This window comes from Bacillota bacterium (assembly GCA_024655925.1).
Classification (GTDB): Bacteria; Bacillota; DTU025; order DTU025; family JANLFS01; genus JANLFS01.
In genome coordinates, this window is the sequence record JANLFS010000007.1 from 19,256 (window position 1) to 44,344 (window position 25,089).

Annotated in this window: 23 protein-coding genes; 21 read left to right on the forward strand and 2 right to left on the reverse strand. The window is 59.9% G+C overall.

Annotated features, from left to right (window positions below):
* From NUW23_01830 to NUW23_01880, 11 genes are all read left to right on the forward strand, one after another.
* Positions 1-975 (forward strand): (Fe-S)-binding protein (locus tag NUW23_01830; protein ID MCR4424919.1); only part of this gene is annotated, 975 nt, incomplete at its 5' end.
* Between the two features lie 28 nt (positions 976-1,003).
* Positions 1,004-1,885: a class II fructose-bisphosphate aldolase gene (locus tag NUW23_01835; GenBank protein MCR4424920.1), complete on the forward strand. Its 882-nt coding sequence runs from the start codon at positions 1,004-1,006 to the stop codon at positions 1,883-1,885.
* A gap of 36 nt (positions 1,886-1,921) precedes the next feature.
* Positions 1,922-3,061: a glycerol dehydrogenase gene (locus tag NUW23_01840; protein ID MCR4424921.1), complete on the forward strand. Its 1,140-nt coding sequence runs from the start codon at positions 1,922-1,924 to the stop codon at positions 3,059-3,061.
* Positions 3,062-3,157: 96 nt separating this feature from the next.
* Positions 3,158-4,144 (forward strand): TRAP transporter substrate-binding protein, encoded by a 987-nt coding sequence (locus NUW23_01845; protein ID MCR4424922.1) that lies wholly within the window; start codon positions 3,158-3,160, stop codon positions 4,142-4,144.
* 125 nt (positions 4,145-4,269) lie between these two features.
* Complete coding sequence (locus NUW23_01850; protein MCR4424923.1) at positions 4,270-4,746, forward strand: TRAP transporter small permease; 477 nt, start codon at positions 4,270-4,272, stop codon at positions 4,744-4,746.
* Positions 4,743-6,020, forward strand: coding sequence for a TRAP transporter large permease (locus NUW23_01855; protein MCR4424924.1), 1,278 nt, complete (start codon positions 4,743-4,745; stop codon positions 6,018-6,020). Before NUW23_01850 ends, NUW23_01855 begins: the two co-directional genes overlap by 4 nt.
* A 32-nt stretch (positions 6,021-6,052) precedes the next feature.
* Entirely contained in the window at positions 6,053-6,889 is an 837-nt protein-coding gene (locus tag NUW23_01860; GenBank protein MCR4424925.1) for a sugar phosphate isomerase/epimerase, read from the forward strand.
* A gap of 48 nt (positions 6,890-6,937) precedes the next feature.
* Complete coding sequence (locus NUW23_01865; protein MCR4424926.1) at positions 6,938-7,723, forward strand: 5-deoxy-glucuronate isomerase; 786 nt, start codon at positions 6,938-6,940, stop codon at positions 7,721-7,723.
* 34 nt (positions 7,724-7,757) lie between these two features.
* A complete protein-coding gene (xylB, locus tag NUW23_01870; protein ID MCR4424927.1) occupies positions 7,758-9,254 on the forward strand; it encodes a xylulokinase in 1,497 nt (498 codons plus the stop codon).
* A 245-nt stretch (positions 9,255-9,499) separates the two neighbouring features.
* The gene (locus tag NUW23_01875; protein MCR4424928.1) at positions 9,500-11,365 is read left to right on the forward strand and encodes a hypothetical protein; all 1,866 of its coding nucleotides are present in this window, start codon (positions 9,500-9,502) and stop codon (positions 11,363-11,365) included.
* Between the two features lie 22 nt (positions 11,366-11,387).
* A complete protein-coding gene (locus tag NUW23_01880; protein MCR4424929.1) occupies positions 11,388-12,590 on the forward strand; it encodes a hypothetical protein in 1,203 nt (400 codons plus the stop codon).
* Positions 12,591-12,733: 143 nt separating this feature from the next.
* Here NUW23_01880 and NUW23_01885 read toward each other — a convergent pair whose 3' ends face one another.
* Together NUW23_01885 and NUW23_01890 are read right to left on the reverse strand one after the other, a co-directional pair.
* Positions 12,734-13,417: a 4Fe-4S binding protein gene (locus NUW23_01885; GenBank protein ID MCR4424930.1), complete on the reverse strand. Its 684-nt coding sequence runs from the start codon at positions 13,415-13,417 to the stop codon at positions 12,734-12,736.
* On the reverse strand, positions 13,414-13,788 hold the full coding sequence (locus NUW23_01890; GenBank protein ID MCR4424931.1) for a metalloregulator ArsR/SmtB family transcription factor: 375 nt from the start codon (positions 13,786-13,788) through the stop codon (positions 13,414-13,416). Before NUW23_01890 ends, NUW23_01885 begins: the two co-directional genes overlap by 4 nt.
* 278 nt (positions 13,789-14,066) lie before the next feature.
* On the opposite strand from NUW23_01890, the gene NUW23_01895 reads away from it, so the two are divergent.
* The 10 genes from NUW23_01895 to NUW23_01940 all read left to right on the forward strand — a co-directional run bounded on the left by NUW23_01895 (position 14,067) and on the right by NUW23_01940 (position 25,069).
* Positions 14,067-14,891, forward strand: coding sequence for an IclR family transcriptional regulator (locus NUW23_01895; GenBank protein ID MCR4424932.1), 825 nt, complete (start codon positions 14,067-14,069; stop codon positions 14,889-14,891).
* A 65-nt stretch (positions 14,892-14,956) separates the two neighbouring features.
* On the forward strand, positions 14,957-16,327 hold the full coding sequence (locus NUW23_01900; protein ID MCR4424933.1) for an amidohydrolase: 1,371 nt from the start codon (positions 14,957-14,959) through the stop codon (positions 16,325-16,327).
* Between the two features lie 150 nt (positions 16,328-16,477).
* Positions 16,478-17,554 (forward strand): BMP family ABC transporter substrate-binding protein, encoded by a 1,077-nt coding sequence (locus NUW23_01905; protein ID MCR4424934.1) that lies wholly within the window; start codon positions 16,478-16,480, stop codon positions 17,552-17,554.
* Positions 17,555-17,628: 74 nt separating this feature from the next.
* Positions 17,629-19,182 (forward strand): ABC transporter ATP-binding protein, encoded by a 1,554-nt coding sequence (locus NUW23_01910; protein ID MCR4424935.1) that lies wholly within the window; start codon positions 17,629-17,631, stop codon positions 19,180-19,182.
* A complete protein-coding gene (locus tag NUW23_01915; protein ID MCR4424936.1) occupies positions 19,166-20,287 on the forward strand; it encodes an ABC transporter permease in 1,122 nt (373 codons plus the stop codon). Before NUW23_01910 ends, NUW23_01915 begins: the two co-directional genes overlap by 17 nt.
* Before the next feature lie 15 nt (positions 20,288-20,302).
* Positions 20,303-21,307, forward strand: coding sequence for an ABC transporter permease (locus NUW23_01920; GenBank protein ID MCR4424937.1), 1,005 nt, complete (start codon positions 20,303-20,305; stop codon positions 21,305-21,307).
* A gap of 51 nt (positions 21,308-21,358) precedes the next feature.
* On the forward strand, positions 21,359-22,291 hold the full coding sequence (locus tag NUW23_01925) for a nucleoside hydrolase (GenBank protein ID MCR4424938.1): 933 nt from the start codon (positions 21,359-21,361) through the stop codon (positions 22,289-22,291).
* Positions 22,292-22,362: 71 nt separating this feature from the next.
* Positions 22,363-22,824, forward strand: coding sequence for a nucleoside 2-deoxyribosyltransferase (locus NUW23_01930; protein ID MCR4424939.1), 462 nt, complete (start codon positions 22,363-22,365; stop codon positions 22,822-22,824).
* Positions 22,825-22,881: 57 nt separating this feature from the next.
* Positions 22,882-23,622: a nucleoside phosphorylase gene (locus NUW23_01935; protein ID MCR4424940.1), complete on the forward strand. Its 741-nt coding sequence runs from the start codon at positions 22,882-22,884 to the stop codon at positions 23,620-23,622.
* A 142-nt stretch (positions 23,623-23,764) separates the two neighbouring features.
* Positions 23,765-25,069 (forward strand): MATE family efflux transporter, encoded by a 1,305-nt coding sequence (locus NUW23_01940; protein ID MCR4424941.1) that lies wholly within the window; start codon positions 23,765-23,767, stop codon positions 25,067-25,069.
* Positions 25,070-25,089 lie beyond the last annotated feature (20 nt).

Consider the following 25,089-nt stretch of genomic DNA (forward strand, 5'->3'; position numbering starts at 1 on the left):
TGTTCACTGTGTGGGCTGTGCAAGGAGTTCTGTGTGGGCGCGTACGATATGCCGACACTGGTTCGAGCTGCCCGCGAGGACCTGGTGCACAGCGGTCTGGCTCCATCGGGAGCGATGCTCATGCGCGAGTCCATTCGGGAAGGTGGAACCCCGTGGGATTCGCAGCTGCTACGAAAGCTCGGGGCCGGCGTGGTCAACTCGCGCGGGGCCTCGCCCGGTCTCGCCGATCGCTCACAATCCCCCGTGCTTCTGTTTGCTGGCTGCGCGGCGAGATCTTTGAGACCTTCAATCATCGATGCCATGGTGAAGATCCTCGATGTCGCCCATGTCCGCTTCACCATGCTTGAGAACGAGGTATGCTGCGGGCTGCCTCTGTACGATGAGGGTTTCCGGGAAGAAGCAAGGGAACAGGCGGTAGGAATCGGTGCCTCAATCGCGTCCACTGAATGCAAGGTGCTCGTGTCTCTCTGCCCCACATGCGTCTGGGCCTTCCGGGATGTCTATCCTGACCTGGGGGTCAACCTAGGCGGTGAGCTCAAGATACTCCATTCATCAGAGTTTATCTTTCGGCTACTGACAGACGGTGGTCTCAACGCTGGGCCGAGAGCGGATGGGGTCCCCCACGCCTCCGACAAGTTTGTTGTCACCTATCACGATCCCTGCTCGATGGGGAGAATCCTGCACAAGTATGAAACTCCGCGAGAGGTTATTGGGAGTCTTCCCGGGGTGGAGCTTCGGGAAATGCGATGGGCAAGGGATCACGCCCACTGCTGTGGCGGCGCCTCAGTACACACCCTCTACCCGGAAGTGGGAGAACCCATAGCCACGACCCGGGCAGGCGAAGCCCTTGAGACAGGCGCAGGCGTGCTCGTGTCCACATGCCCGTCGTGTGAGCATCACCTCTCAGAGGCTGCAGGAGATGGGCTTGAGGTACTCGACGTTGCCGAACTCGTGGCGTCAATTCTCGAACTATGAAGAGTCCTTTTCTTGGAGGTTGAGTGCTATGCCCCTGGCGAGAGTGGTCGACATGCTCAAGACAGCAACCGAGCGTAAGTATGCCATCTGTGCCTTCAACGTGGAGTGTTTCGACGTGGCCCGAGCGGCTATCGAGGCGGCCGAGGCCGAGAGGGCGCCGGTGATTGTCGAGGCGGTGGAACCCGCTTTGAGGTCGATGGGTTTGACACACATCGCCAACTACGTGAGACGACTGGCCGAGGAGGCTTCGGTACCCATCGGATTGCACTTGGATCACGGCGGTTCGCTCGACATAGTTCGCGAGTGCCTGGAAGCCGGGTTCACCTCGGTAATGATAGATGCAAGCCACCTGAGCCTTGAGGAGAACATCAGGGTGAGCTCAATTGCCGTGCGCATGGGCAGGGACTACGGGGCATGTGTCGAGGGGGAGATCGGCCGTGTGCCCGGGCTTGAGGCTGAGGGCCCATCGGAGGGGGGTGACCGCTCCTACACAGACCCTGCCGAGGCGGCTGAGTACTGTGAACGCAGTGGGATTGACTGTCTGGCTGTCTCCATTGGCACTGTTCACTATATGAGACGGGTTCCCCTGGAGCTGGATATCGACCTCCTTCACAGAATACGCAAGGCAGTACGGGTGCCGTTGGTGCTGCACGGAGGAGCCGCAGTGGTTGACGACGATATGAGAACCGTAGTTCAGGCAGGCATCTGCAAGTATAACATCGCCTTCAAACCCTACAAGGCGTTCGTCACCGGACTTCGGAACGCACTCGACAACCTGCAGGAAGAGGTCTCTCCCGGCAAGCTCTGGGTCTCCCCGGCTGCGATAATGCAGGCTGGACGCGAGGCCGCAAAGGCAGAGATGAGGTCGAAGATCCGGCTTCTTGGCGGGTCAGGGCAGGCTGGTGCGTGACCCGATGAGCCTTGAGACGAATCGGGGGTGGACCGCATGATTAGAGGGCAGTTCGCGGTCGGGCGGTACATACAAGGCCCCGGCGCTCTATCTCGATGTGGTGAGTTCATGCCGGTCAAACGCGGGAAGGTGCTCTTCCTGGCTGACGAGATCGTGATGGGACTCACGCACGACCAATTTGCATCGAGCGTTGCAGACGCCGGCCTGTGCGCTGTCCCTTGCCTGTTTGGAGGAGAGTGTTCCGAGGAAGAAATCCATCGGGTGCGTGAGCGCGCGGTCTCCAGTGATGTCGCTCTGATTGCGGGCGCTGGCGGAGGCAAGTGTATAGACACTGCCAGGATGGTGAGTCACTTCCTTGAATTGCCCTTGGTGTCCATACCGACCATTGCTGCGACCAACTCCGCTACTAGTAGCTTGGCGGCAGTATACTCGGAGGACCATTCCTACAGGTACGCAGTGAAGGTGGGTCGGACTCCCGAACTTGCCGTGGTCGACACACGGATTATTGCGCAAGCCCCGGTCCGATTTCTCGTGGCGGGGATGGGCGACGCGCTCTGCCCGAAATACGAAGGCCGTGCAATGCAACTCTCTGGCAAACTGACTGTGCACGGGACCAGGCCAAGCGACACAGCCTTGGCGATTTCGGAGATGGCCCATGAGATCATCCTGGAGAAGGGATCTCTCGCCATGATGTCTGTCCAGCACAAGCGTGTTACCCCTGCTCTCGAGGATACAGTCGAGGCCATTCTGTTCCTCAGCGAGCTGGGCGCGGAAGGGGGAGGAGGCACCGCGGTCGGTCATGGCCTGCACGCCGCGTTCACCGTCCTTCCTGAGCTGAAGGCTGTGTACCACGGCGAGAGGGCGGTCTTCGGCCTGATCGTCCAGTTGATACTGGAAGACCGGCCTCTTTGGGAAATCTCGCGTATTCAGGACTTCTGCGTCGAGGTCGGACTCCCCGTCACGTTGGCTCAGCTTCGTATCACAAACGGCGTTGAGGAGGCTCTCGGCAAGGTTGTGCGGAAGGCATGCGAGCCTGGCGGCTACGTTCACAACATGCCTTTCCCGGTGACAGAAGAGTCCCTCACGGGAGCCATACATGCTGCTGATGCACTGGGACGAAAGGCCCTCGCGCGATCAAACGGCAGTACGTCAGAGAGGGGGTGGCGCGACTCCTAGAACCCAAGTCGGCAGACCAAATCTCACAGGAAACCTTGCCGGACAATGAAATGCGGTCAGCGAACGTCGCGCGAATAACGAGAGGAGGCAGGATCCATGAGAAAACTGCTTGTCTCACTGGCCGTGTTAGCGCTTCTGACCTGCATATCAGGAGGCGTGCTCGGAGCCAGGGTAATGCGGGTGGGACACGAGGGGAGCACTGAGAGTCTCGATCACATAGCGCTCCTCAAGTTCGCAGAACTGGTTGAAGCGAAGACCAACGGGGAGATCACCGTCAAGATATTCCCCATGAACCAGCTAGGCAGCTTCTTCACACAGCTTCAGAACCTCAAACAGGGACTCCAGGAAGGTCACGTGAACGGACTGGGCTTCCCCGGCCACCTGGTCCCTGAGTTCTTCCTCTTCAACACAGCTTTCGCGCTCCGGGGCTTTGATGAGAACGCGCGGGTAATCAACGGTCCTGCCGGGCAGGAGATAAGGGCCAAACTCATAAAGGATCACGGCATTCGACTCATCTCTGTTGGCGGCTGGCGGCGCGGAGCCCGGCAACTGCTTTCCAAGAAGCCCATCAGATCGGTGGAAGACGTGAAGGGATTGAAGATCCGTGTCCCAGAGACCCCATCATACATCGCCGCATGGGAGGCTGTAGGGGCATCTCCGACTCCCGTCGCGTTCGGTGAGGTCTACCTGGCTCTTCAACAGGGAGTTGTCGATGCTATGGAGTGCCCTCTGGACTTGATCTACGCGCAGAAGTTCTACGAATGCGCCAAGTATATCTCCCTGACTTCTCACTTGGCCGAGCTTCTGGCATTGGGCGTCAACGAGAAGTTCTACCAGAGCCTTACCCCGGCTCAGCAGCGCGCCCTGGAGGAGGCGGCCGCCGAAGCGGGGGCTTACAACAAGGAGATGGTCGATAAGCTTCAGGAGGAGTACATGGAGAAGATGAAGGCGGCCGGGGTCACCTTCATCGAGGTAGATAAGGATGCATTTTGGGCGAAAGGGCAGCGGGCGCCCTACGTGCTAGAAGAGAAGGGCATCTGGCCCAAGGGATTCTATGACCGCGTATTGAAGTCCCTCAACTAGCGGGAGGGACGTCCTCCAGCGCTGAGCGGGACCATCCTGCGTGACTCATGCCCGTGATGCCGGGCACAGGAAGGTCCCACTCAGCTCCAGGTGCCGCACTCCGGCGGAGAGGAGAGTGACGAGGGTTGAAGGCTCTTCTGAAGGCCACCTCCGTGGGTCTAGAGCTCGGGGTCCGGGCGGTCATGATAATCATGGTCTCGGTCGTGACTCTTCAGATTGTCATGCGGTATGTGGTCGGCAAACCGCTGATGTGGAGCGAGGAACTGGCCAGACTCTCGTACGCATGGTTTTCCTACTTAGGAGTCGCACTTGCCACCAGCGAGCAATCTCATCTGAGGGTCAGTTTCTTTGCCGATAAGGCACCGGCTCGAGTACGGCGGGCGCTGACGCTCTTCAGCCAGGTCATCATCCTGCTGTTCTGTGCCGCAGTCGGCTGGCAAACTCTCCAGATGCCGCGGATCATGGGTACCATAAGGATGTACAGTCTCGGGGTCCCCCTATGGTGGCTCCTGGTTGCCATCGTCCCTGGGTTCCTGGCGTCGATACTCTACACTCTGGACCAGATGAAACGCGGAACACCACCTGAGGGGGGAGACCGATGAGCGGATGGTGGCTTCTGATCGCCTTCGGGGTTCTGACTGTCATGGGCATCCCCATAGCGTTCTCGCTGGGCGCTTCCTGCGTCGCCTTCTTCGTGCTGAACGGGATCCCCCTTTCCACAATGCCGCGCATCATGATGAGTCTGTATGAGACCTTCCCGTTCCTGGCGATACCGTTCTTCGCCCTGGCTGGGCAGCTAATGAATCTCGGCGGCATCACTGTCCGCATATTCGACTTCGCAAAGACTGTCGCCGGCCACATACCGGGCGGCCTCGCCCACGCGAACGTGGTGGCGAGCATGATCTTCGCCGGCATGAGTGGCTCCGCGGTGGCAGACAGCGCGGGCCTGGGCACCATCGAGATACAGGCAATGCGCGAAGACGGGTATGACCCGGACTTCTCGGCCGCGATAACCGCGGCATCCTCCACGGTGGGCCCCATCATACCGCCGAGCATTCCTTTTGTTCTGTATGGCGCGATGGCTAACGTCTCCGTCGGAGCGCTGTTCCTCGCCGGAGCCATCCCGGGCATATTGATGGGCCTGTCACTCATGGCAGTGGTGTATGTGATAGCCCTGAAACGAGGGTATGGGGTGTGTGAGAAGCCCACGTTTCACGGGGCACTCAGGTCGTTCATGTACGCTGTCCCGGCATTGGCCACTCCGGTCCTGATTCTGGGCGGAATCGTGCTCGGAGTGTGCACACCCACTGAGGCTGCCGTGATAGCAGTGCTCTACGCCCTCTTCCTGGGGCTGATCGTATACAGGGAGATGACCCCCAGGGACGTACTGCGTATCATAGGTAGAGTCGCCCGGACCGTGGGCATGGTAGCACTCCTGTCCTGCACCGCCACGGTTTTCGGGTGGATACTCACTTACGAAGGGATACCACAGGCTATCGCCCAGGCGATGACGTCGATATCGCCCAACCGGTATGTGCTGCTTCTGATCATCAACCTTCTCCTGTTGCTTGTCGGGTGTTTCATGGACACCACGCCTGCCCTGATAGTGCTGGTTCCCATCCTCCTCCCCATGATCACGGCGTTCGGCATAGACCGGGTGCACTTCGGAGTTGTGATGGTGCTGAATCTCATGATCGGGCTTCTGACTCCTCCGGTTGGACTGTGCACGTTCATTGTCTCTGATATAGCCAAGCGCCCATTTGAGTGCGTCGTCAAAGCCACTCTGCCGTTCATGGCGATTCTCATAGCAGTCCTGATGCTTGTTACATACTTCCCTGACATCACCCTGTTCCTCCCACGCCTGCTTCTCAGATAAGGGAAGCGGAATGGACTAGGAGGTTGCGCCCAGTGTATCTCTGCTTTCACAGCATTGCGTTCAGTCCGGCCGGCGTATGGAGCAACGCCTACAGTCTCATGGATGCAGCAAGTGCTATTGCCCGGATAGGGTATTCCGGCGTCGAGATGACTGCGGCACGCCCGCACGCGTGGCCACCTGACCTGGATGGCTCGACGCGCCGCACCATCAGGAAGGAGCTGGACAACCTCGGCCTTCGAGTGTCGGCTGTGTGTCCGCTGATTGCCCCGGCCCTGAACCCCGCAAGCCCCTTCCCAAACGAGTACAAGGATGCCCGGGATCACGTGCTTTCGTGTGTTCGGCTCGCGGCGGACCTGGGCTCTCCTCTGGTTGTGTACCCCGCGGGATACGTGATCCGCGGCACCTCGAGTGAGGAGGCCTGGAAGCGATCATGTGAGACCCTTGCGGCTGCGGCCGAAGTCGGGAGAAAGGAAGGGGTTGCCCTCGCAGTGGAGGCGATCCGGCGATGCTCATCGAATCTGCTGTGGAACTCCGACCAGGCCCTTAGGATGAAGTCCGATGTTGGTGCAGCAAACGTTGGGTTCACCATGGACACGTTTCACGTGTGGGCAGAAGGCGAGCAACCGGCGGACGTCATCCGCAAGTATGGCAACTCGCTCCTCCACGTGCACATGGAAGATGCATCAGCGACTGGCACTGAAAGGCGAGTGCCTGGGGCTGGCGCCCGGGATCTGCCCGGAGTCGTGCGATGCCTCATGGAAGGAGGCTATGAAGGAGCCATCTCAGTGGAACTGTGGGGGCTGGACCCGGTGGAAACCGCTGAGATGAGTTTCCGGTACCTGGCCCCTCTGGTTGAGGCCAGAGTCTGAGCAGGCGTAGTAGCACCCGGTGAACACACACTTAGGAGGCGTTGAACCGTGATCGTACATAAGCCCTATATCCAGCGTGAGGGGTACACGCCTATCGTGGAGAAGGCAAAGGGTGAGAGCGTCAAAATAGACTTCGGCCTGCTATACCTAGGCGAAGGTAAGTCCTACAAGGGCCGCACCGAGGGGAACGAGGTCGGACTTGTCATCCTGAGCGGACGATGCACGGTGGAAGCTGGCGGAAGTGTCTTCCGCGACATCGGCGACCGGCAGGACGTGTTCTCGGGCCCGGCCCACACCGTTTACCTGCCACCGGGCACGGAGTACACGGTGACTACCAGGTCCTGGGCGGATATCGCCGTCTGCTCCACTCCTTGTGACAAGAGGGGATCGGTGAGGCTTGTCCGGCCTGACGAGGTTTCTTACAGGTCGGTGGGGCAGTTCCACTGGAGACGCGACGCGTACTACATGGTAGAGCCACGGACAGGGGCACACACACTGCGCGTCGGCGAAGTCATTTTCCCCCCGGGCCACTGGACACTCCCGCCCCACAACCATGACGAGGAGGAAGAGATCTACTTCTACCGCATCAGGCCGTCTCATGGGTTTGGGTTGCAGCTGATCTACACCGACGACGGCTCCATAAACGAGACCCGAATGGTCCGGGATAACGACACCATAGTCGTCCCCAGAGGGTATCACCCTGTGGCAGCATCACCGGGCGATGCGGTGTGCGTGCTCTGGATCATGGCACCTGCGCTTGAGAGGACGCCGTTGGTACTGCATCCTGACCCTCGGTACTCATGGGCCGGTAACTGGGACTTCCTTGTCAAGTAACGATAGCTCCGACGCAGGCAGCGAGGTGTGAGGAATGTACCTCCTTGGTCTGGACATCGGGACTGGCGGCTGTAAGGCCACACTAATGGACTTCCAGGGGAACGTCATCTACTCAGGCACTCGGGAATACCCGACTCACTACCCAAAAGAGGGGTGGGCTGAACAGGACCCTGAGGATTGGTACAATTCGGCATGTGCCCTTCTCAGGGACATTGTCGGGCGAGGAGTCCCGGCGGAGGATATAACAGCTATGTGCGTGAGCGCTGCCACCCACACTGCTGTCCTTCTAGACGACAAGCTGGCCGTGGTGAGGCGGGCCATCCTGTGGACAGACCAGAGAAGTGCCCCTCAGTCTGAAAGGCTGCATCGTGAGTTGGGCGAGGAAATCCTGGAGATCACCTGCAACAAAGTAAGCCCCGTCTGGACTCTGCCCCAGCTTGAATGGGTGAGAGAGAATGAACCTGATATCTGGGCCAGAGTATCCAGCATCATGTTCGCCAAGGACTACGTCAGGTGGAGACTCACGGCGACACGCTCTACCGATTGGATAGACGCCGCAGGCTCCATGTTGTTCGATCCTTGCCGACAGGCATGGTCGGAACGGCTGTGCGAGATTCTCTCGTTGCCAGCTGCTTGCCTTCCTCCGACGACTCCACCTGAGAGCGTGGTCGGAACCATCATACCTGCGGCTGCGGTCGAGACGGGGCTTTCCACGCGTACTCTGGTAGTCACAGGCACCACTGACACAGCGCTCGAGGTGTTCGGAGCGGGCGCGCTCGACTCTGGCCAGGCGACACTGAAACTGGCGACGGCAGGCAGAGTATGCGCGATCACCGAGAGACCGCATCCGCACCCTCACCTGTTCAACTACAGACACGTGCTGCGAGACAGATGGTACCCAGGCACAGGAACGAAGTCATGTGCCTCCTCATTCAGATGGTTCAGGGACGTGTTCTGCGGGTGCGAGTCCGAAGTTGCCAGGATCGCGGGCCAGAATGCGTACGAGCTGATAGACTCAGAAGCAGCGAAAGCCCCGGTCGGGGCCGAAGGGCTTCTGTTCCATCCCTACCTTCTGGGCGAACTCTCACCGTACAATGACCCCCACCTCAAGGCGAGTTTCACCGGCATAACCATGAGGCACTCGAAAGCGCACTTCGCAAGGGCCGTCCTGGAAGGTGTGGCGTTGTCCCTCCTGGACTCCATGTCAGTTCTCGAAGAGCTTGCGATTCCCATCAATGATATTAGAGTCATCGGTGGAGGGGCCAGGAGCGCACTGTGGCGTCAGATAATCTGCGATGCCATAGGGCGCAGCGTGTCCAAGCCGCGCGTGGATGATTCCTCGTTTGGCGGGGCAATGTTGGCCGGCATAGGTGCAGGTGTGTTTGCAGACGCGAGGACTGCGGTGACCCAGTGTGTCAGGTTGAGTGACCCAACCGTCCCCAACCCAGACAACCACCTGACATACAGAACCATCTTGGGCAGATACAAGGCAGTCCACGACTGTATGGCGGAAGTGTATCACAAGGGATAGGGTGTCCTGCATTCCAGTATTACGGCTGAACATAGTGGCATCAAGCCCGAACTCAGCTACACATGCGCCTCTTGAAGAGCGGGGGAGGACTGCAGAACAGACATCCCGACAAAAAACTTCCTTGGCGCGAGTACTGACGAAGGAGTCAGCCGGGCCCTACAGAATTCCTCTTACCGTTCCACGCGCACCAACCTAAACACGGCGTTGGTCCGTGTCTACTCCCGTCCCCTGTTGGAGGCGCTTTCATGTCCGTTCTCTCTACTGCCACCCGGCAAGCGCGGCGACAGGGCCGCAGCTCCGGGTCGACCCATCTCTTCCTTGTGTTCCTCATGCTCTTGTCAATGACTTCTGTTGCTCCCATGCGCCCGGCCGCCGCTGCATCGGACGCACGTGCGCTTCTCGTTTCTTGGGGCGTCTTGCCGGCTGGAAGCAGCGGGTTGCGTGCCCCCGCGAGGGTGGGAACCACGGTCCCCATAGGCCCTGCGGTCGGAGAGGTGGGCGCGGGTTCAGCCAGGATGGTCCAATGCCCGCAAGGGGTGGCCATGGCGTTCGACGGGGCAGGCAAGCTATTCTACCTGGCTCCGGAGGACACGGGCTACTCCTTGTATCGCTGGGACTACCCTTCAACCGACAAATTCGAACTTGTGTTGGCCGCGTGGACGCAAGAATCGGGATCCCCTTTGGCCATGGCGGTGGATCCCGCAGGGAATATCGTGATCTCCACCACGAGATCGTTGGACCTCCTTGCGCCGGATGGGCGGTTCTACTCCACGCCCTACCCAAGCCACCTGCGGGTCATATCGCTCGTGACGGATCCGGGATCAGGCGGTGTAGTGGGACTTGTGTCCGACACGTCCTCCAGCATCCCGGTCACAGGACAACCTGTAAAGGTGCCCGACACGGGGCAGCCGAATCCTTTACCGGCGGAACACTCGTGCTCAGTAGTGAGGCTGACCCACATTAGCGACATTGGAGATCGAATCGCTGGCCTGCGCAACCAGGTTCTCTGTTACGCCGGGAACTCCATTGCGCTCAGGCCTGATTTGCTGCCGTTTCTACCCGTCTGGGACCGAGGGGCGTTCAGAGTGTTCAGAGTGGGGCAGGGGAGGGGCGTTCGGCCGGAGTCGCCCGTAGAGAGATTCCTCGCAGAGTGGCATCTTTCAGGAGGGATCGCGGCAGACGGGTCTGGCGCCGTCTTCATGAGCGGAACCAAGAGGCCGATGTCCGCAGCTGAGGCCAGGTCCCCTTCTGCTGCGGTGTTCCGGTGGGCACCGGGCACAGAACCGCGAGACGCGGTGACCAGGTTCGGGGCTGACGCCGGCACTGCGAGGCTCTTCCCGGTGATGGCCGTGAGTGACTCGGGAGATCTCGTGGCGGCAGGGTTCAAGACAACGAGAGAAGGTGAGAAGTGGGCCGTTTTCGACGCAGGGAGGATAGGGCGGCCGCGTTCGGCGCCGGGGCCGGGCGTGGCGTTCGCGGGAGCCGTGCCGCTTATCCAGGGGACTCGGAATCCGGCGCTTTCGCCTGTCGAAGGCGCAAACCCCACATTTGTGAGACCCGGCGGGGACTTGGTCATTGAGGGCATCAACTTCGCCCGTGATGCATCCGTGCTCACTGTCACATCCGGCGAGCTCAACCTGGAGGTGGCGGCCGCGTCAACCGAGGCGCTCACAGCCCGATTCCCGAAACACGCGCCCGGCGGAGACGCTGAAGTGCGGGTGACAGCGGGCGGGGTCGGCTCCAATGCCGTCTCTGTCATCGTGAAAACCCCTCTGGTGGATGGCCTGGTTCGCATTGGCACCGCGGAGACAGCCAAGTTCCTTGCGTCAGATCTTGCAGTCCGAAACTACTCCGGCACGGTTACGGTCACGGGAGTGACAGATTCGGGGAGACAGGTGAACCAAGTGATCCCAGTGGGGGCTGTCGGCTTGGGGTCGAGCAGGCTCCCCAACGGGCGCTACATGGCCAGATTCAGGGCCAGCTACGACTACTATGTGGCAGGCCGTGCCGCGCTCGGGATCACAGTGCCCGAGCAGGTCCACGCAATCACCATCTCTGATGACACCCCGGTCGCAGTCTTCATTCCGGTCTACCTAGCGCATGTCATGTGAGACTCCAGGAGGTTTGTTTGGAATGATCACGCGTAACAACCGGCCTGCGGCCTTGTTTGTCATTGCCATTCTGATCATGTCAATCGCTCAGGCTGCCGCCGCCTCTGCAGCACCGCCCTCCACCAAGGCGTCGGCGTCTGCGCCAACCTTCGTGATGTTCGCGGAAGAGGGCATGAGTTTCAGGTTCCTTTTGCCCACTGATTGGAGCTTCGTGAAGGAGAAGTCCGACGACCGGAACTGGGTCTTTTACGGACCCAACGAGCAGGACTACGCGTATGTGGAGCTCTACACAGTGCCCGAGAGCATTCGGGACTCCATGAAGCTGGCCTCGGCTCTGGCCGAGAAGTACGGTGCGGAACTCCCGGCCTTCTCGCTTGTGTCCGGGCCTGTGCCGATCCGTTTGGGCGGGACCGATGCTGCAATCGTGGTCTACTCGTTCACGACGACAAGCGGCATTGCACTCAAGTCGGTAGAGGTGATGGCCGTGATAGACGGGGGCGGATACAGCATGACGGTCAGGGATACCCCCAAGGAGTTCGACGCGAGGCTATCGGTGTACGACGCAATGCTCTCCTCCCTCGTCTTCCTGCCCACGGAGCGCGGGATGCTGCGGAATCTGGCGTCCCAGGGCCCCGTTGCGGCGAAACCCGTCGCATCGAGCGCGCCGTCGGCCCCGGCCCCAGCGCCAGCTCCCGCTCCTACGTACGCTCCGGGGCCACCCCCTGATCAAGCCAGGATCTTCTCCGCCACAGGCGGCCAGTTCACGATCAAGGTTCCTGCAGGCGCGGAAATATGGGAGCACCTGTCCACCGCGCATGGTGACAAGATGGAGCCGTATTTCGAGGTCTTCAATCAGACCGACCGAGCCATGAGCCAGACTGTGGTCCTCTGGCAGTATTTCGACCCCTCCACCCAAAAAGAAATCGAGTACGAGGTCCTGATCGGTGTCATCGAAAACGCGGCGTCTACCCTCGATGAGGCTGTCAGGGTGGTCTGGAAAGGCATATTGGGGCGATACTGGGACTCTGTGAACCTCACTCAGTCCAGGGCGAAGGTGGGGACGGCAAACGGAATGAGGGTGTACGTCGACGACCTGTCCTGGACAAAGACCGTCGACACATACATAACCAAGTCGGGAAGAGATGTTCTGTTCATAGTCGCGGATCGCGCCATGGATCCAGCCAAACTCAAAGAGCTGTTAGACAGCATGACTGTCAAGCAGTAGAAATGGGTGACTGGTTCACCTGGGGGCATGTCTGGCCGCGATGAGCAGCATGGCCTCGACATGGGTCGAGCCAACGGGGCCGGGTGAGCTGCTTGCCTGTGAAGCAAGCGCCTGCCCGGCCCTGTGGTATGTCTATCCTGAAATCACGAAGCCCCGCGCCCGTCGGCAAAGGTGATGGCCTGAGCCGGACAGGCGAAAGAACACTCCATACACCGAATGCACTCCGGCCCAGCCGACTTCTTGCCGGGCCAGGTCTTGTCGTCCAGCACGCACACGCGCTCGCACTTGCCGCAGTCTAGACACTTCTCGGTTCGCCGAAGGTCGTAGTCGCTTCCCCGGGAGATCCCGGCCACGATGAAGCCGACCGGGCAGAGGTGAGCGCAGAATACTCGCTTGCGGTAGAGGATTCCCACAGCAACGGCTACGACCATCATGGACATGAGAAGAAGCATGGGAGGGCCGAGAACCACCCCTCGCCATCCGAGCGCAAGGCCTCGCGGGAAGCGATGCCAATAGAATAGGCCCAAACCGGCGAAGAATATGAAGGCCCCGATACGCAGGTGCGATGCCCTGATCCACCGAGGCGGCCGGTTTCCCCGCGACGCCCTTGCCACTACGTTGTCTAGCACACCGCCCATGGGGCAGATCCAGCCGCAGTATATCCGTCCGTATTTCCATGCCAGGGGCATGGTGCCCAGCGTCATGATGAGCCCCAGATACATGAGGCTCCCAAAGCGGGCGAAGTTCACGAAGGCAAGGGCAAACGATACGAGCCAAACGGTGATGATGAATGCTTGAATGATGTTGCCTGTCTGTCTTGTTTTCACTGGCGATCTCCTTCGTCCGTCAAGCTTGCCTTTTTGTCGTCGGTGGCGAGAAGCGACGCTATCTCCTGAGCTGCCTCAAGATACTCCCTCAGAACATCCTTCAAGATATCGCATGCTTGCAGGATTCTTAGGTTGCTCACTCGGTAGAAGACATATAATCCCTGTCGTCTGGCTTCCACCAGTCGCTTGTCTCGCATCAAGGCCAGGTGCTGCGAGAGGCTGGACTTCTGCATCCTTGTGAGCTCCGCGAGTTCATCCACGGATTTCTCTCCCCCGCGCAGCCAGTGGAGGATCTCCAGTCGCTTCGGACTCGCGAGGGTCTTGCAGATCTCTGCATGGAGTTGGAATAGCCGTTGTTGGACTTCGTCCATCGGTCAATCTCCTTCAGTATTTCATAAGATACCGAAATACTAACAGAGAGACGCGGAAGTGTCAACGAGTGGGGAGACCTCCTAGGTCTGCGGGCTCTCCCAGGTCGGCCATTGCCTTCAAACGTAACCCCGTGGCTGCTGTCTCTGCCTTCCTCTTGAGCCTCAGGAATCGCATGGAGAAGCCAGGGTTTTCTGTTCTGGTACAGCAGGAATTCCGCGATCCGTATAGAATTCTCATTTGAGGAACAACGTTCTTATATGCGGAACGAGGTGCGATCATGAACACCAAACGTGATGAAAAAGGCACCCTTCGCATAGCAGACCGGATCATTGACGTGCTGGAGTGTTTCACCGTGGATCAGCACGAGTGGGGCGTGACCGAACTAGCCAATCATCTAGGCATGCACAAGAGCGTCATCCACCGAATCCTCTCGTCTCTCGATGCCCGCGGCTACGTGCGGCGCAACCCTCACACCAAGACATATACCCTCGGGCTCAGGTGCCTCGACCTGGGATACACAGTCCTGGAGCGAATGGACGTCAGAACCGTGGCTCTTCCCTACATGAGGGAGCTGGTCAGAACAGTCAACGAGACGGTGATGCTGCACATCGTTGATGGGGATCAGGCCTTGTGCATCGCGAAGGTCGAGAGTTCTCAAGGACTCAAATGCACATCCCGGTTGGGAAGCCGCGTCCCTCTTCATGCAGGGGCCGTCACCAAGCTGCTTCTGGCTTACCTCCCCGATGAGCAGGTGGAGCGAATCCTGGCGCGCCCGTTGAAGCGGTTCACTGAGTACACGGTTACTGACCCAGTGGTGCTCCGTGCCCAACTCGAGCAGATACGTCGCGACGGTTACTGCGTGACCGCGCAAGAAGTGGACCTCGGGTCCATAGGACCGGCGGCTCCCATCCGGGACCACACCGGGGCCGTGATAGCCTCGATGAGCGTGTCCGCACCGATAATTCGAATGCCTGACGAGAAGCTCAACCAAGTGGTCCAGCTTCTTCTGGCCACGGTGGAGCAGGTATCCGGGGAGCTAGGGTATCACGGGCCGACTTCTGAACGTGCCCGTGAAACTGCCGCTTCACTTGAAGAAACCTAGGGTTTATTGGCCGTCTGTCAAGGCGATACCATGCGGTGATGATCACCGAGACGGAGGGACGTTCCATGGATGTGAAGGAAGCGGCAGGGGACATGCCTGCGGACGTTGATCTTCTGGTAAGTGCGGATGAGATGCTCACCAGCGACTGCGGGATAGCGCAGAACATGGCTGTCGCCATCCACGGAGGGCGCATTGTCGATATGGGCCCACGTGGGGACATGGCAAGGAAGTACAGGGCCCGAGAGACTGTCGACGGCAGTGGGAAGCTTCTAATGCCCGGCCTCATTGACGCTCATACGCATGTGTGCCAGCAGCTTCTCCGTGGAAGGCTCTTCAACGAACGACCCATGATCTGGACCAGGATACTGGTCCCCTTCGAGAGCAATCTGAGGCCCGATGAAGTCCATGCCGGCGCCATGCTCGCGGGAGTCGAGATGATCCGCGCCGGGATAACCTGCTTTGCCGATTCCGGTGGGCCGCACATGGACCAGGTTGCCGAGGCAATGATAGAACTCGGGCTGAGGGCTGTCTTGTCCCGTTCGACCATGGACACTGGAGACGCCATTCCGACGTCGATGAAGGAATCCACCGGCGATGCTATCTCCAGGACCGAGGAACTCCACGCGGAGTATGACGGCGCTGGGGATGGCAGAATCCGAATCTGGTTCGCGCTCCGGCAACTCATGACGTCCACCCCCGAGCTGGTCGCAGGAGTCCTCGACAAGGCGAAAGAGAAGGACACCGGCATCCACATCCATCTCGCGGAACACCGCGGGGAAGTGGACCATTGTCTGGTCAGATATGGCAGAAGGCCAGCTGAATGGCTGGACGACATGGGTGTGGCCGGCGACCGACTGCTAGCGGCCCACTCGGTTCTCCTTACCGACCGGGAAGTCAGGATGCTCGCGGAACGGGGCGCTCACCCGGTGCACTGTCCGAGGGCGAACCTCCAGAGCCACGGATTCCCCAAAGCCACGCTCTTCCGGGAATTCGGCGCCCAGGTCGGGATGGGCAGTGACGGCGCGGCTGGGGGGCCGCTGGATCTCTTCTCCAGCATGCGACTGCTCTACCTGGCCTGCCGCTGCTACTTCGGCCTTCCCGTGCATGACGCCACGGCAATGAGCGCCCGGGACCTTATCGGTTTCGTGACGTCGGGAGGGGCGGCGGCCGTACGCATGTCGGATACGATCGGGTCGATTGAGAAAGGCAAAGCGGCCGATATCATCCTCATAGACCTGCACCAGTCTCATCTCTCTCCAATCACGCCCACCATCGATTCATACGTGAGCTTCATCCAGCCAGCCGATGTGAGTGATGTCATCGTTGCCGGTAGCGTCCTGATGCGCGACCGGCGCATTCTCTGCGTGGACGAGGAGCACGTGATGGCAAGAGCACTCGAGGCCCGCGAATCCGTGTTTCGGAGGGCTGGTCTCTGACGTGCGCGTTCCTCCGTGAACGCGGAGTTCACCATGCAACCAAAGGGGGGGTGATCACTGCACAGGATGAGGGCGGACTCATTGACTGGTCGGTTTGTTATCTAAGTCGCAACGGGAATTCGTCAAGATTCAAAGGGGAGGCAACATTCTATGTCTCGTCGCACGCTGTCGCTTCTTCTGGCCGCAGTCATGGTATTCGCACTGGCCGTCGATGTCGTTGGTGCGGCGGCCGCGCCGAAGGCCAAGAAGTACAAAGTCGGATTGCTCGTCAACTTGCTGGGCGACCGCTCCTACTGGGACTCCGCGGCCCGCGGTATTAAGTGGGCCAACGAGAAGCTTCCGAACATCGATGGTAGGGTTTTTGAGCACAAGGATACCGGCGAGATGGAACTGACTGCTCGTGCCCTCGCAGATCAGGGCTACGACATGGTCATCGTGATGGGTTGGGGTTCTGAGGACTGGGCCGCCCGTGTGGCCAAGGAATACCCGGATACCCACTTCTTCGGCGCCGCTGTGAAACTGCCGGATCTTCCCAATACGTCCAGCGGGGACTTCCTGGAGCACGAGGGCTGCTTTACCGTGGGTATGGTAGCCGCGATGATGACCAAGACCGGCAAGGTCGGTTACATCGGCGGATCGGACAGCCCACTTCTCAACCGTTTCCGGCATGGATACATCCAGGGCGTCAAGTACGCCAACCCGAAGGTTGAGGTAGTCACTGGGTGGGTAGGCGTGTTCAACGATCCGACGAAGGCTAAGGAACTGGCACTTACCCAGTACCAGGAAGGTTGCGACATCATCTTCGCCGCGGCGGGCAAGAGCGGCGAGGGTGTCCTCGCTGCCGCGGCCGAGAAGGGCAAGTACGCGATCGGCGTGGACTCTGACCAGTGCTGGATCAGGCCCGGCAACGTGATTACGAGCATGCTCAAGAGAGTGGACATGGTTGTGTTCAACAAGTGCAAGCAGCTGTCCGAGGGCGCGCTCAAGACTGGCTTCGAGGCATACGGCCTGAAGGAAGGGTTGGTTGGGGCCTGCCATCTGTATGAGGAGGACACCGAATTCCTGGACAAAGGGCCCAAAGACATGGTTGCCAAGCTCAAGAACGAGGTAATGCCCCAGGTCCGTAAGGCTGTGGAGCGGATCAAGGCCGGGGAGTTCGGAGTGGAGGACTACATGAAGGTCTTCCCCGTCACCAAGACTCCACCGGTCGGCGGCATGACCAAGTAATAGCGGGTTCCCCACTGTCCGCAGGAGGGCGGAGAACCGCCTTCCTGCGGACTCAGATCAGGAGGTTGTAGCCAGTGCAGCCAGCTGTTGAGATGCGAGGCATCCGCAAGGTCTTCCCTGGCGTCGTTGCCAACGACAATGTGGACTTGACCATCAACGAAGGCGAGATCCACGCGCTCGTGGGCGAAAACGGGGCTGGAAAGAGCACCATCATGAACGTGCTATATGGGCTCTATCGCCCAGATGCGGGGACAATCAAGATCAACGGTCAGCCGGTGCAGATCCGCAAGAACTCCGACGCCATCGCGCTCGGAATCGGCATGGTCCATCAGAGTTTCAAACTGGTGCCTTCATTCACCGTCGCCGAGAACATCGTGCTCGGAGCGGAACCTCATCGTTCGATGTTCGTGGACCTGACAGCAGTGCACGATAGTGTCGTCGAGATATCGAAGCGGTTCGGGTTGAAGGTCGACCCGGAGGCCCGGGTCAGAGACTTGCCCGTTGGTGTCCAGCAGCGGGTCGAGATTCTCAAGACACTGTATCGAAATGCCAACATACTCATTCTCGACGAACCTACCGCGGTTCTGACCCCGCAGGAGACACGTGAGCTGTTTGGCGTCATTCGATCTCTTGTGGCCAAGGGCAAGACAGTCGTTTTCATCACGCACAAGCTGCGCGAGGTCATGGAAATCTCCGACCGAGTCACCGTCATGCGTGCCGGCAAAGTGGTGGGGACGAAGGACACGAAAGATACCAACCCCACGGACCTGGCTAGGATGATGGTCGGGCGAGAGGTTCTGCTGCGTGTGAAGAAGGAGCCTGCGAAGCCTGGCAAACCCGTTCTCCAGGTCCAGAACATAAGGGTACGCGATGACCGGTACCTCATGGCCGTACGTGGCCTCTCTCTCGAGGTTCGGGAGGGCGAGATACTTGGCATCGCTGGAGTGGAAGGCAACGGCCAGCGGGAATTGGTGGAGGCTCTTGTGGGGCTCCGGCCCCTGGTGGACGGCAAGGTGATCATCCACGGTCAGGAAGTAACGTCCGCCTCCGTGCGCGACAGGCGCGAGTCCGGCATGGCGTGTGTCCCAGAGGACCGGGCCGTGCGAGGCCTGGCCCCTCGGGCGAGCATAGAGGAGAACTTGATAGGGGTTTCGTACTTCAAGGAACCCATGAGCAAGCACGGGATTCTGAACCTCAAGGCCATGGCTGAGTTCTCTCGTGATTCCATCAAGAACTTCGATGTCCGGGCGGTGGGGAAGGACGTCCCCGCCTTCACCCTGTCAGGCGGCAACATGCAGAAGGTAGTGCTCGCCCGGGAGCTCAGCACCAATCCCAGACTCCTTATCGTGGCCCAGCCTACCCGGGGTTTGGACATAGGAAGCATCGAGTTCATGCACTCCCGGATAGTGGAGGCGCGGGACCGCGGCGCTGCCGTGTTGCTGGTCTCCGCTGAACTGGGAGAGGTCATGTCCCTCAGCGACCGGATTGCTGTGATGTATGAGGGCAGGATTGTGGGCGTCATAGACGCCGCGAAGGCCACGGAAGAAGGGCTTGGACTGTGGATGGCGGGTATCACGGATCGAGGCAATACAGGAGTGAAGGGTGAGGGGCATGAGCAGAGTTGTTGACGGGCTCAAGAAGCATGTGAAGCGAGCCCTCTACGGCTCGTTCAGGCTGGGCGTAAGCATGGCCATCGCCGTGATCATCGGCTCGATTATAATCCTGCTGTACGGGCATAACCCAATCGAGATCTACGGAATGCTCATCCAGGGCGCCTTCGGCAGCCAGAGGAGCCTCTTCATTACTCTGCAGAGGGCAACCCCTCTCATATTCACCGCCCTCGCTTCGACGTTGGCGTTCCGAACAGGCGTGTTCAATGTGGGCATCGAGAGTCAGTTCTACGTCGGTGCTCTGTGCGGGACAGTCGTTGGATATGCGTTCGATCTTCCAGCGATCATCCACTTGCCTTTAACGTTCCTTGCCGCGTTCCTCGGCGGGGCGCTCTGGGCCGTTGTCCCTGCAATACTCCGGGAGCGGCTCAAGATCAGTGAGATCGTGACTACGATCATGACCAACTATGTTGCCTTCCAGCTCCGGGATTACCTTCTCATCTACGTGCTCAGAGTGGGGCCGCATCTTGCCGAAACACCTTTCGTCAAGGACAGTGTCAAGTTGCCCCAGTTCACTGAGCTGGTTCCAGGGCTTGGCAGGGGCAGCCAGGCGCACGTGGGTATCTTCCTCGCCCTCGCCACCGCTATCATACTCTACCTCGTTCTCAAGTACACCAGGCGTGGGTACGAGTGGCGGATGGTCGGTGTGTCCTTTCCGTTCTCGGAGTTCGCGGGCATTAATATGAGGCGGGCGTTCATGACGGGATTCGTCGTGAGCGGCGGCATAGCGGCCATCGGCGGGCTGGTGGAGATCTTGGGCGTCTGGCGCCGCTACAAGCAGTTGTTCGGCGTTGGGTTTGGGTTCAAGGGGAACCTCGCGGCCCTGCTCGGCGGGCGGACGGTGGTCGGCGCGACGGCTGCAGCGTTGTTCTACGGGAGCATGGAGGCGGGATCCGTGGCGCTCGAGTGGAATTCCGGTGTCCCAAGGCAACTGATCGACATCCTCATCGGCTTGATCATCTTCTTCATGGCGGCACCCGGTCTGTGGGACTTCCTGAAGAGTGCCAAGCTGATATCTGGACCGAAAACGGCTCGCCGCGCCCCTGCGGGTCGGGAAGCATAGGAGGGAAGGCAAGCAATGGATGAGGTAATGCTGGCCCAGATAGGGCAAGTACTGAAGCGGTACGTGTTCAACCTGGCCAATCTTCAGGGGATGCTTCGTCTGTCCACTCCTGTGATTCTGTCTGGGTTGTCCGCTCTCATCACCAGCCGCGCTGGGATCATGAATATTGCGGCCGAAGGCATGATCAACCTGTGCACTTTCGCCGCCGTGGCCGGGAGCTACTTCCTCGGGCACGCGATAGGCGGCGTAGGGGTGGCGCTGCTCACGGGTCTTCTGGTCGGTGGCTTCTTCGCGCTGTTCTCCATCAAGTTCCGCGCGAACACCACTGTCATGGGAATCGCGATCAACATCACCTCAGTCTCGGTGACTATGTTCCTGTGCAGGGCCATCTTCAAGCAGGCGGGCGCGTTCAGTGATCCGAGTATCATGGGTCTTTCTCCCATTCATATTCCGGTTATCGAGAAGATCCCGATACTCGGCCCGCTGGTCAGTGGGTACAGCATCATCACCTACCTCGCCTGGGCCCTCATACCCATCACCACCATATTCCTCTATCGGACGAGGACAGGCTGGCATCTCCGGGCCGTCGGCGAGAACCCCCAGGCCGCAGAGACTCTGGGCATCAATGTCGACCGGATGAAGTTTGGGGCCATGATGGCCAGCGGTGTGTTTGCGGCTCTAGCAGCGTTGTACCTGTCATTGGCCCACCTTCAGATGTACACGGACGAGATGGCCGCCGGACGCGGCTTCATAGGCATGTCTGTCAACACCTTCGGAGGAGGCGAGCCCGCAGGAGTATTCCTCTCGAGCCTGTTGTTTGGGTTCGTCGACACTATTGGCTGGCGCCTGCAGGCCGACCGGATAATGCCTCCGCAGTTCATCACCATGCTGCCGTACGTGGCCACGTTGGTCTTCCTCACGGTATTCACCGTCCGCAAGAATCGACGGCTCAAGGCCGCGCTGGAGAAGGCTGCCCGCGAAGACGTGCAGGAGAGACAGAGTACAGCTGCCAGCGCGTAAGGTGGGCGTCTTTTCCACCGGATGCTGGCGACGAAAGGATGGGTGTTCGAATTGCGACGAAACGTCATCATTGATACGGACCCCGGCGTCGACGATGCGCTGGCTTTGTTGTTCGCCCTGCGCTCGGACCAGTGGAGTGTTCTAGGGATCACCACGGTCGCGGGCAACATGATCCTGGACCAGACAACCCGTAATGCGCTCGTCGTGGTCGAGAGGTCCGGCGCATCGGTCCCTGTCTTCAGGGGAGCGTACCGGCCTCTCAGGGAACCCCTCGAGACTGCCGAGCACGTACACGGCCACGATGGCCTTGGCGACGTGGGCTTTCCCGATCCCGTCACGGCGGCAAGGCCAGAACATGCCGTAGATTTCATCGTCAAGACTGTCATGGGATCGGACGAGCCCGTAGAGCTGATCACTTTGGGCCCTCTGACCAACATCGCGATGGCGATCACGGCGGAGCGCGGGATAGAGGAGCGGGTACGCCGTCTGGTGATGATGGTGGGAACGTGGACGGTGGGGAACATCACCCAGGCCGCGGAGTTCAACGCTGGGGTCGACCCCGAGGCGACCGACATTGTCTTCCGAAGCCGAATCCCCAAGACCATGGTGGCCTTGGACCCGATCCGCGAGGGAGCGCTGATCGAGGCGGATGACGTCCCGACCCTTGAGAACGCGGATAGTCCGTGGTGCCAGATGGCCGGGCAGCTGTTGCGCAGGAGCCTTGAGCGGTGGAAGAGACCCAGACTGTCCATGTGCGACCCGGCCGCAGTGGGCGTGGCCATCGACCCGTCCATAGCCGAGATTCAACGACTCTCGGTCGGTATAGAGACCAGAGGTGAGTACACCCGTGGCATGACCGTGGTCGACCTGCGCTTCGGGTGCGGGCACAAGCTCGGGATAATGGAGCCCAACGTCGATGTGGTCATGAGCATAAACCCTGAACGGTTCCGGCGCCTGTACATGGACACCATGCTCAGGTACTGAACCGCCGGTGAACGCACGACACGAAGAGACGGCGAGACCGGCTGAATCTCACTCGAAGGAGCGAACACTCGATGGCCAAACTCAAAGCTTACATCGCAAACCCCCTGATCTTCAGCCCAGCCACGCGGGAGTGGTACAAGAACACGATGATCCCTGTGGTCGAGAAGCACGTTGAAGTGATCAATGCACCAGGTGCGGCAGGTGGAGCCAAGCTCGACGAATCCATGTCCAAAGCTGAGCGCAGCAAGGCGATTTTCGACTGGAACGTCAAGCGCCTGGACCAGTGCGATTTCGTCATATGCGTCATAGACGGTGTCCAGACCGACGATGGCACTGCCTGGGAAGTCGGGTACGCCTGGGCAGAGGGGAAGCCGTCCATAGCCGTGCGTTTCGATGCGCGCGACGGATGCAAGGAGAAGGTTAGCCGGTTCACCAACCTAATGATCGAGAACAGCTGCGTGGACATGGTGGAGGGGCTTGAGGCGCTAGATCAGGCTCTAGCCAAGTACGTCGCGGAGCGCTCGGCGGAGTAGGTCCTGGATCGCACTGGCACCATTCCCACTAGCGTCATCACTGGAGGAGGAGCCCACATGGCTAAGATACAGCATCACATTCACTGCCAGCCCGAGGACCTCGCCCCTTATGTATTGGCCCCGGGTGACCACGCCCGCGTCGACAGAATTGCGGCACACCTGGAGGAACCCAGGTTGGTCAGCGAGAGCCGCGGGTACCGCATTATAACCGGCCGGTACAAGGGAGCCCCTGTAACAGCCTGCTCCACGGGCATGGGATGCCCGCAGGTCGCGATCGCCGTCGAGGAGCTTGCCAATCTCGGAGTTCACACCTTCATCCGTGTGGGGTCGTGCGGAGCGCGTCAGGACTTCCTGAACATAGGGGACGTCGTTATCACCAATGCTGCATACCGGGACGACGGCACGTCCATGTGTTACCTGCCGGCGCCGTTCCCCGCCGTCGCACATCAGGATGTGATGGATGCCTTGAGAGACGCCGCACGCAGCTGCGGTATACCTTGCCATGTCGGCATCACGGTCTCTGGTGATGCCTTCTATGGCCGGAAGTACGACAACCACTCGGACCTTCTCAAGCAAGCCGGTGTTCTCACTGTCGAGATGGAGAGCTCCACTTTGTTCATCGTTGCTCAGTGGCGCAAGGTCCGAGCAGGCACAATTCTGGCTGTGAGCGACAGGCCCGGGCAGAGAGTAACCGATCCCGAGGTGGAGAAGATCTTCCGTCGCGGGGAACAGGACATGATACGAATTGCCCTAGAATCGGTGAGGGTGTTGCACGACAGGGACGCTGCCGCCAAGTAGAAGGTGTGCCCGCCCGATTCGCCATCCAGATATTAGAGGGGTGCACCGAGTGGCATTACCGAGCAAGTCGCTGTCTTGGCAGAAGTCTCTTTCGTACGCTGAGAGCCTCCAAGTATGGGCCCTGGTGTGGCCGGTAGTAATCATGTCTCTTCTGGAGAACGGTCTCCGATTGCTGGAGATGTGGTGGGTGAAACCACTGGGAACCGCAGCTACTGCGACGCTGTCGGTCGCCGCTTCGATCACCCTCATCCTCGAGGCCATCGCTCGCCTGCTGCAGACGGGGAACTTGGCAATCGCCTCCCGCCACGTCGGGGCGGCCGACCCTCAAGAGGCGATATCCGCCTTCTGCCACACCTTCATACTGGCGGTCGGCGTCTATATGCTGCTAGGCCCGATTGGGTCGGGAGTGGCCCGTCCGCTCATCCTCCTGCTGGGATGGGAGGCGGATGTGGTTGGTCCCGCGGCGGGCTACATCCGGATCATCCTTCTGGGGTCACTAGTGTACCTTCTCAAGCGAGTCATCTACAGTGCTTTCTATTCGTTCGGGGATTCAAAGGCCCCAATGAAGATCATGGCGGCGGCGGTCCTGGCCAACGCGGTCCTGGCCCCAGCACTCATCTACGGATGGGGGCCCATACCCAGGCTTGAGCTGAACGGGGCCGCGCTCGCCATGATTCTCGCCCAGGGGTTGGGCGTTGGAGTTGGCCTGATCATGTTGCAGGTTCGGCACAGGGGGCATTTCAACATCACCGGCATGGTCAGGACCAAGCTCAGATGGGAGCGGTTCGTCGAAATCGCGCGGATCGGATTGCCGGTCGGAGCGCAGACCGTGTCCAGGAGCTTCTCGCACCTGGTCATGCTCAGGATCGTGTCCATTTTCGGAACTGCGGCCGTGGCTGGGTATGGGGTCGGTTCGCGCGTCGCCGGGTTCCCCCTGATGATTGCCACAGGCGCCTCAATAGCAAGTGGGGCCCTGGTGGGCCAGAGGCTTGGCGCCAAAGATCCCGATGGCGCGGAACGTGCGGCGTATACCGCAACCGGAATGACGTGCCTCATCCTGGCAGCCACCTCCGCCGTGGCTTTCACAACAGCGCCGTGGCTGATCGGGCAGTTCACCCGAGACCCCGAGACTATCGTAAACGGCGTGGCTTACCTGAGGATGCTCGCCCTGGTCCACGTGTTTGTGGGGATAACCATGTGCCTGAGAGGCGCAATGAACGGTGCTGGGTACACGCTTGTTCCTGTCTACCTTGAGAACATCGACCTGTGGGTGATCCAGATCCCCGTCGCTTTTCTGCTAGGGCAACACCTGGGCTTCGGAACCCAGGGCCTTTGGTGGGGTATCGCCATCTCCGAGGTGGTCCTGGGCATCGCGTACATTTGGCTCTTCAGGATGGGACGCTGGAAATACGTAAGAATAGCCCGGCCCGGAACGCCCCATAGCTGATGCGGGGGTCACGGCGCCAT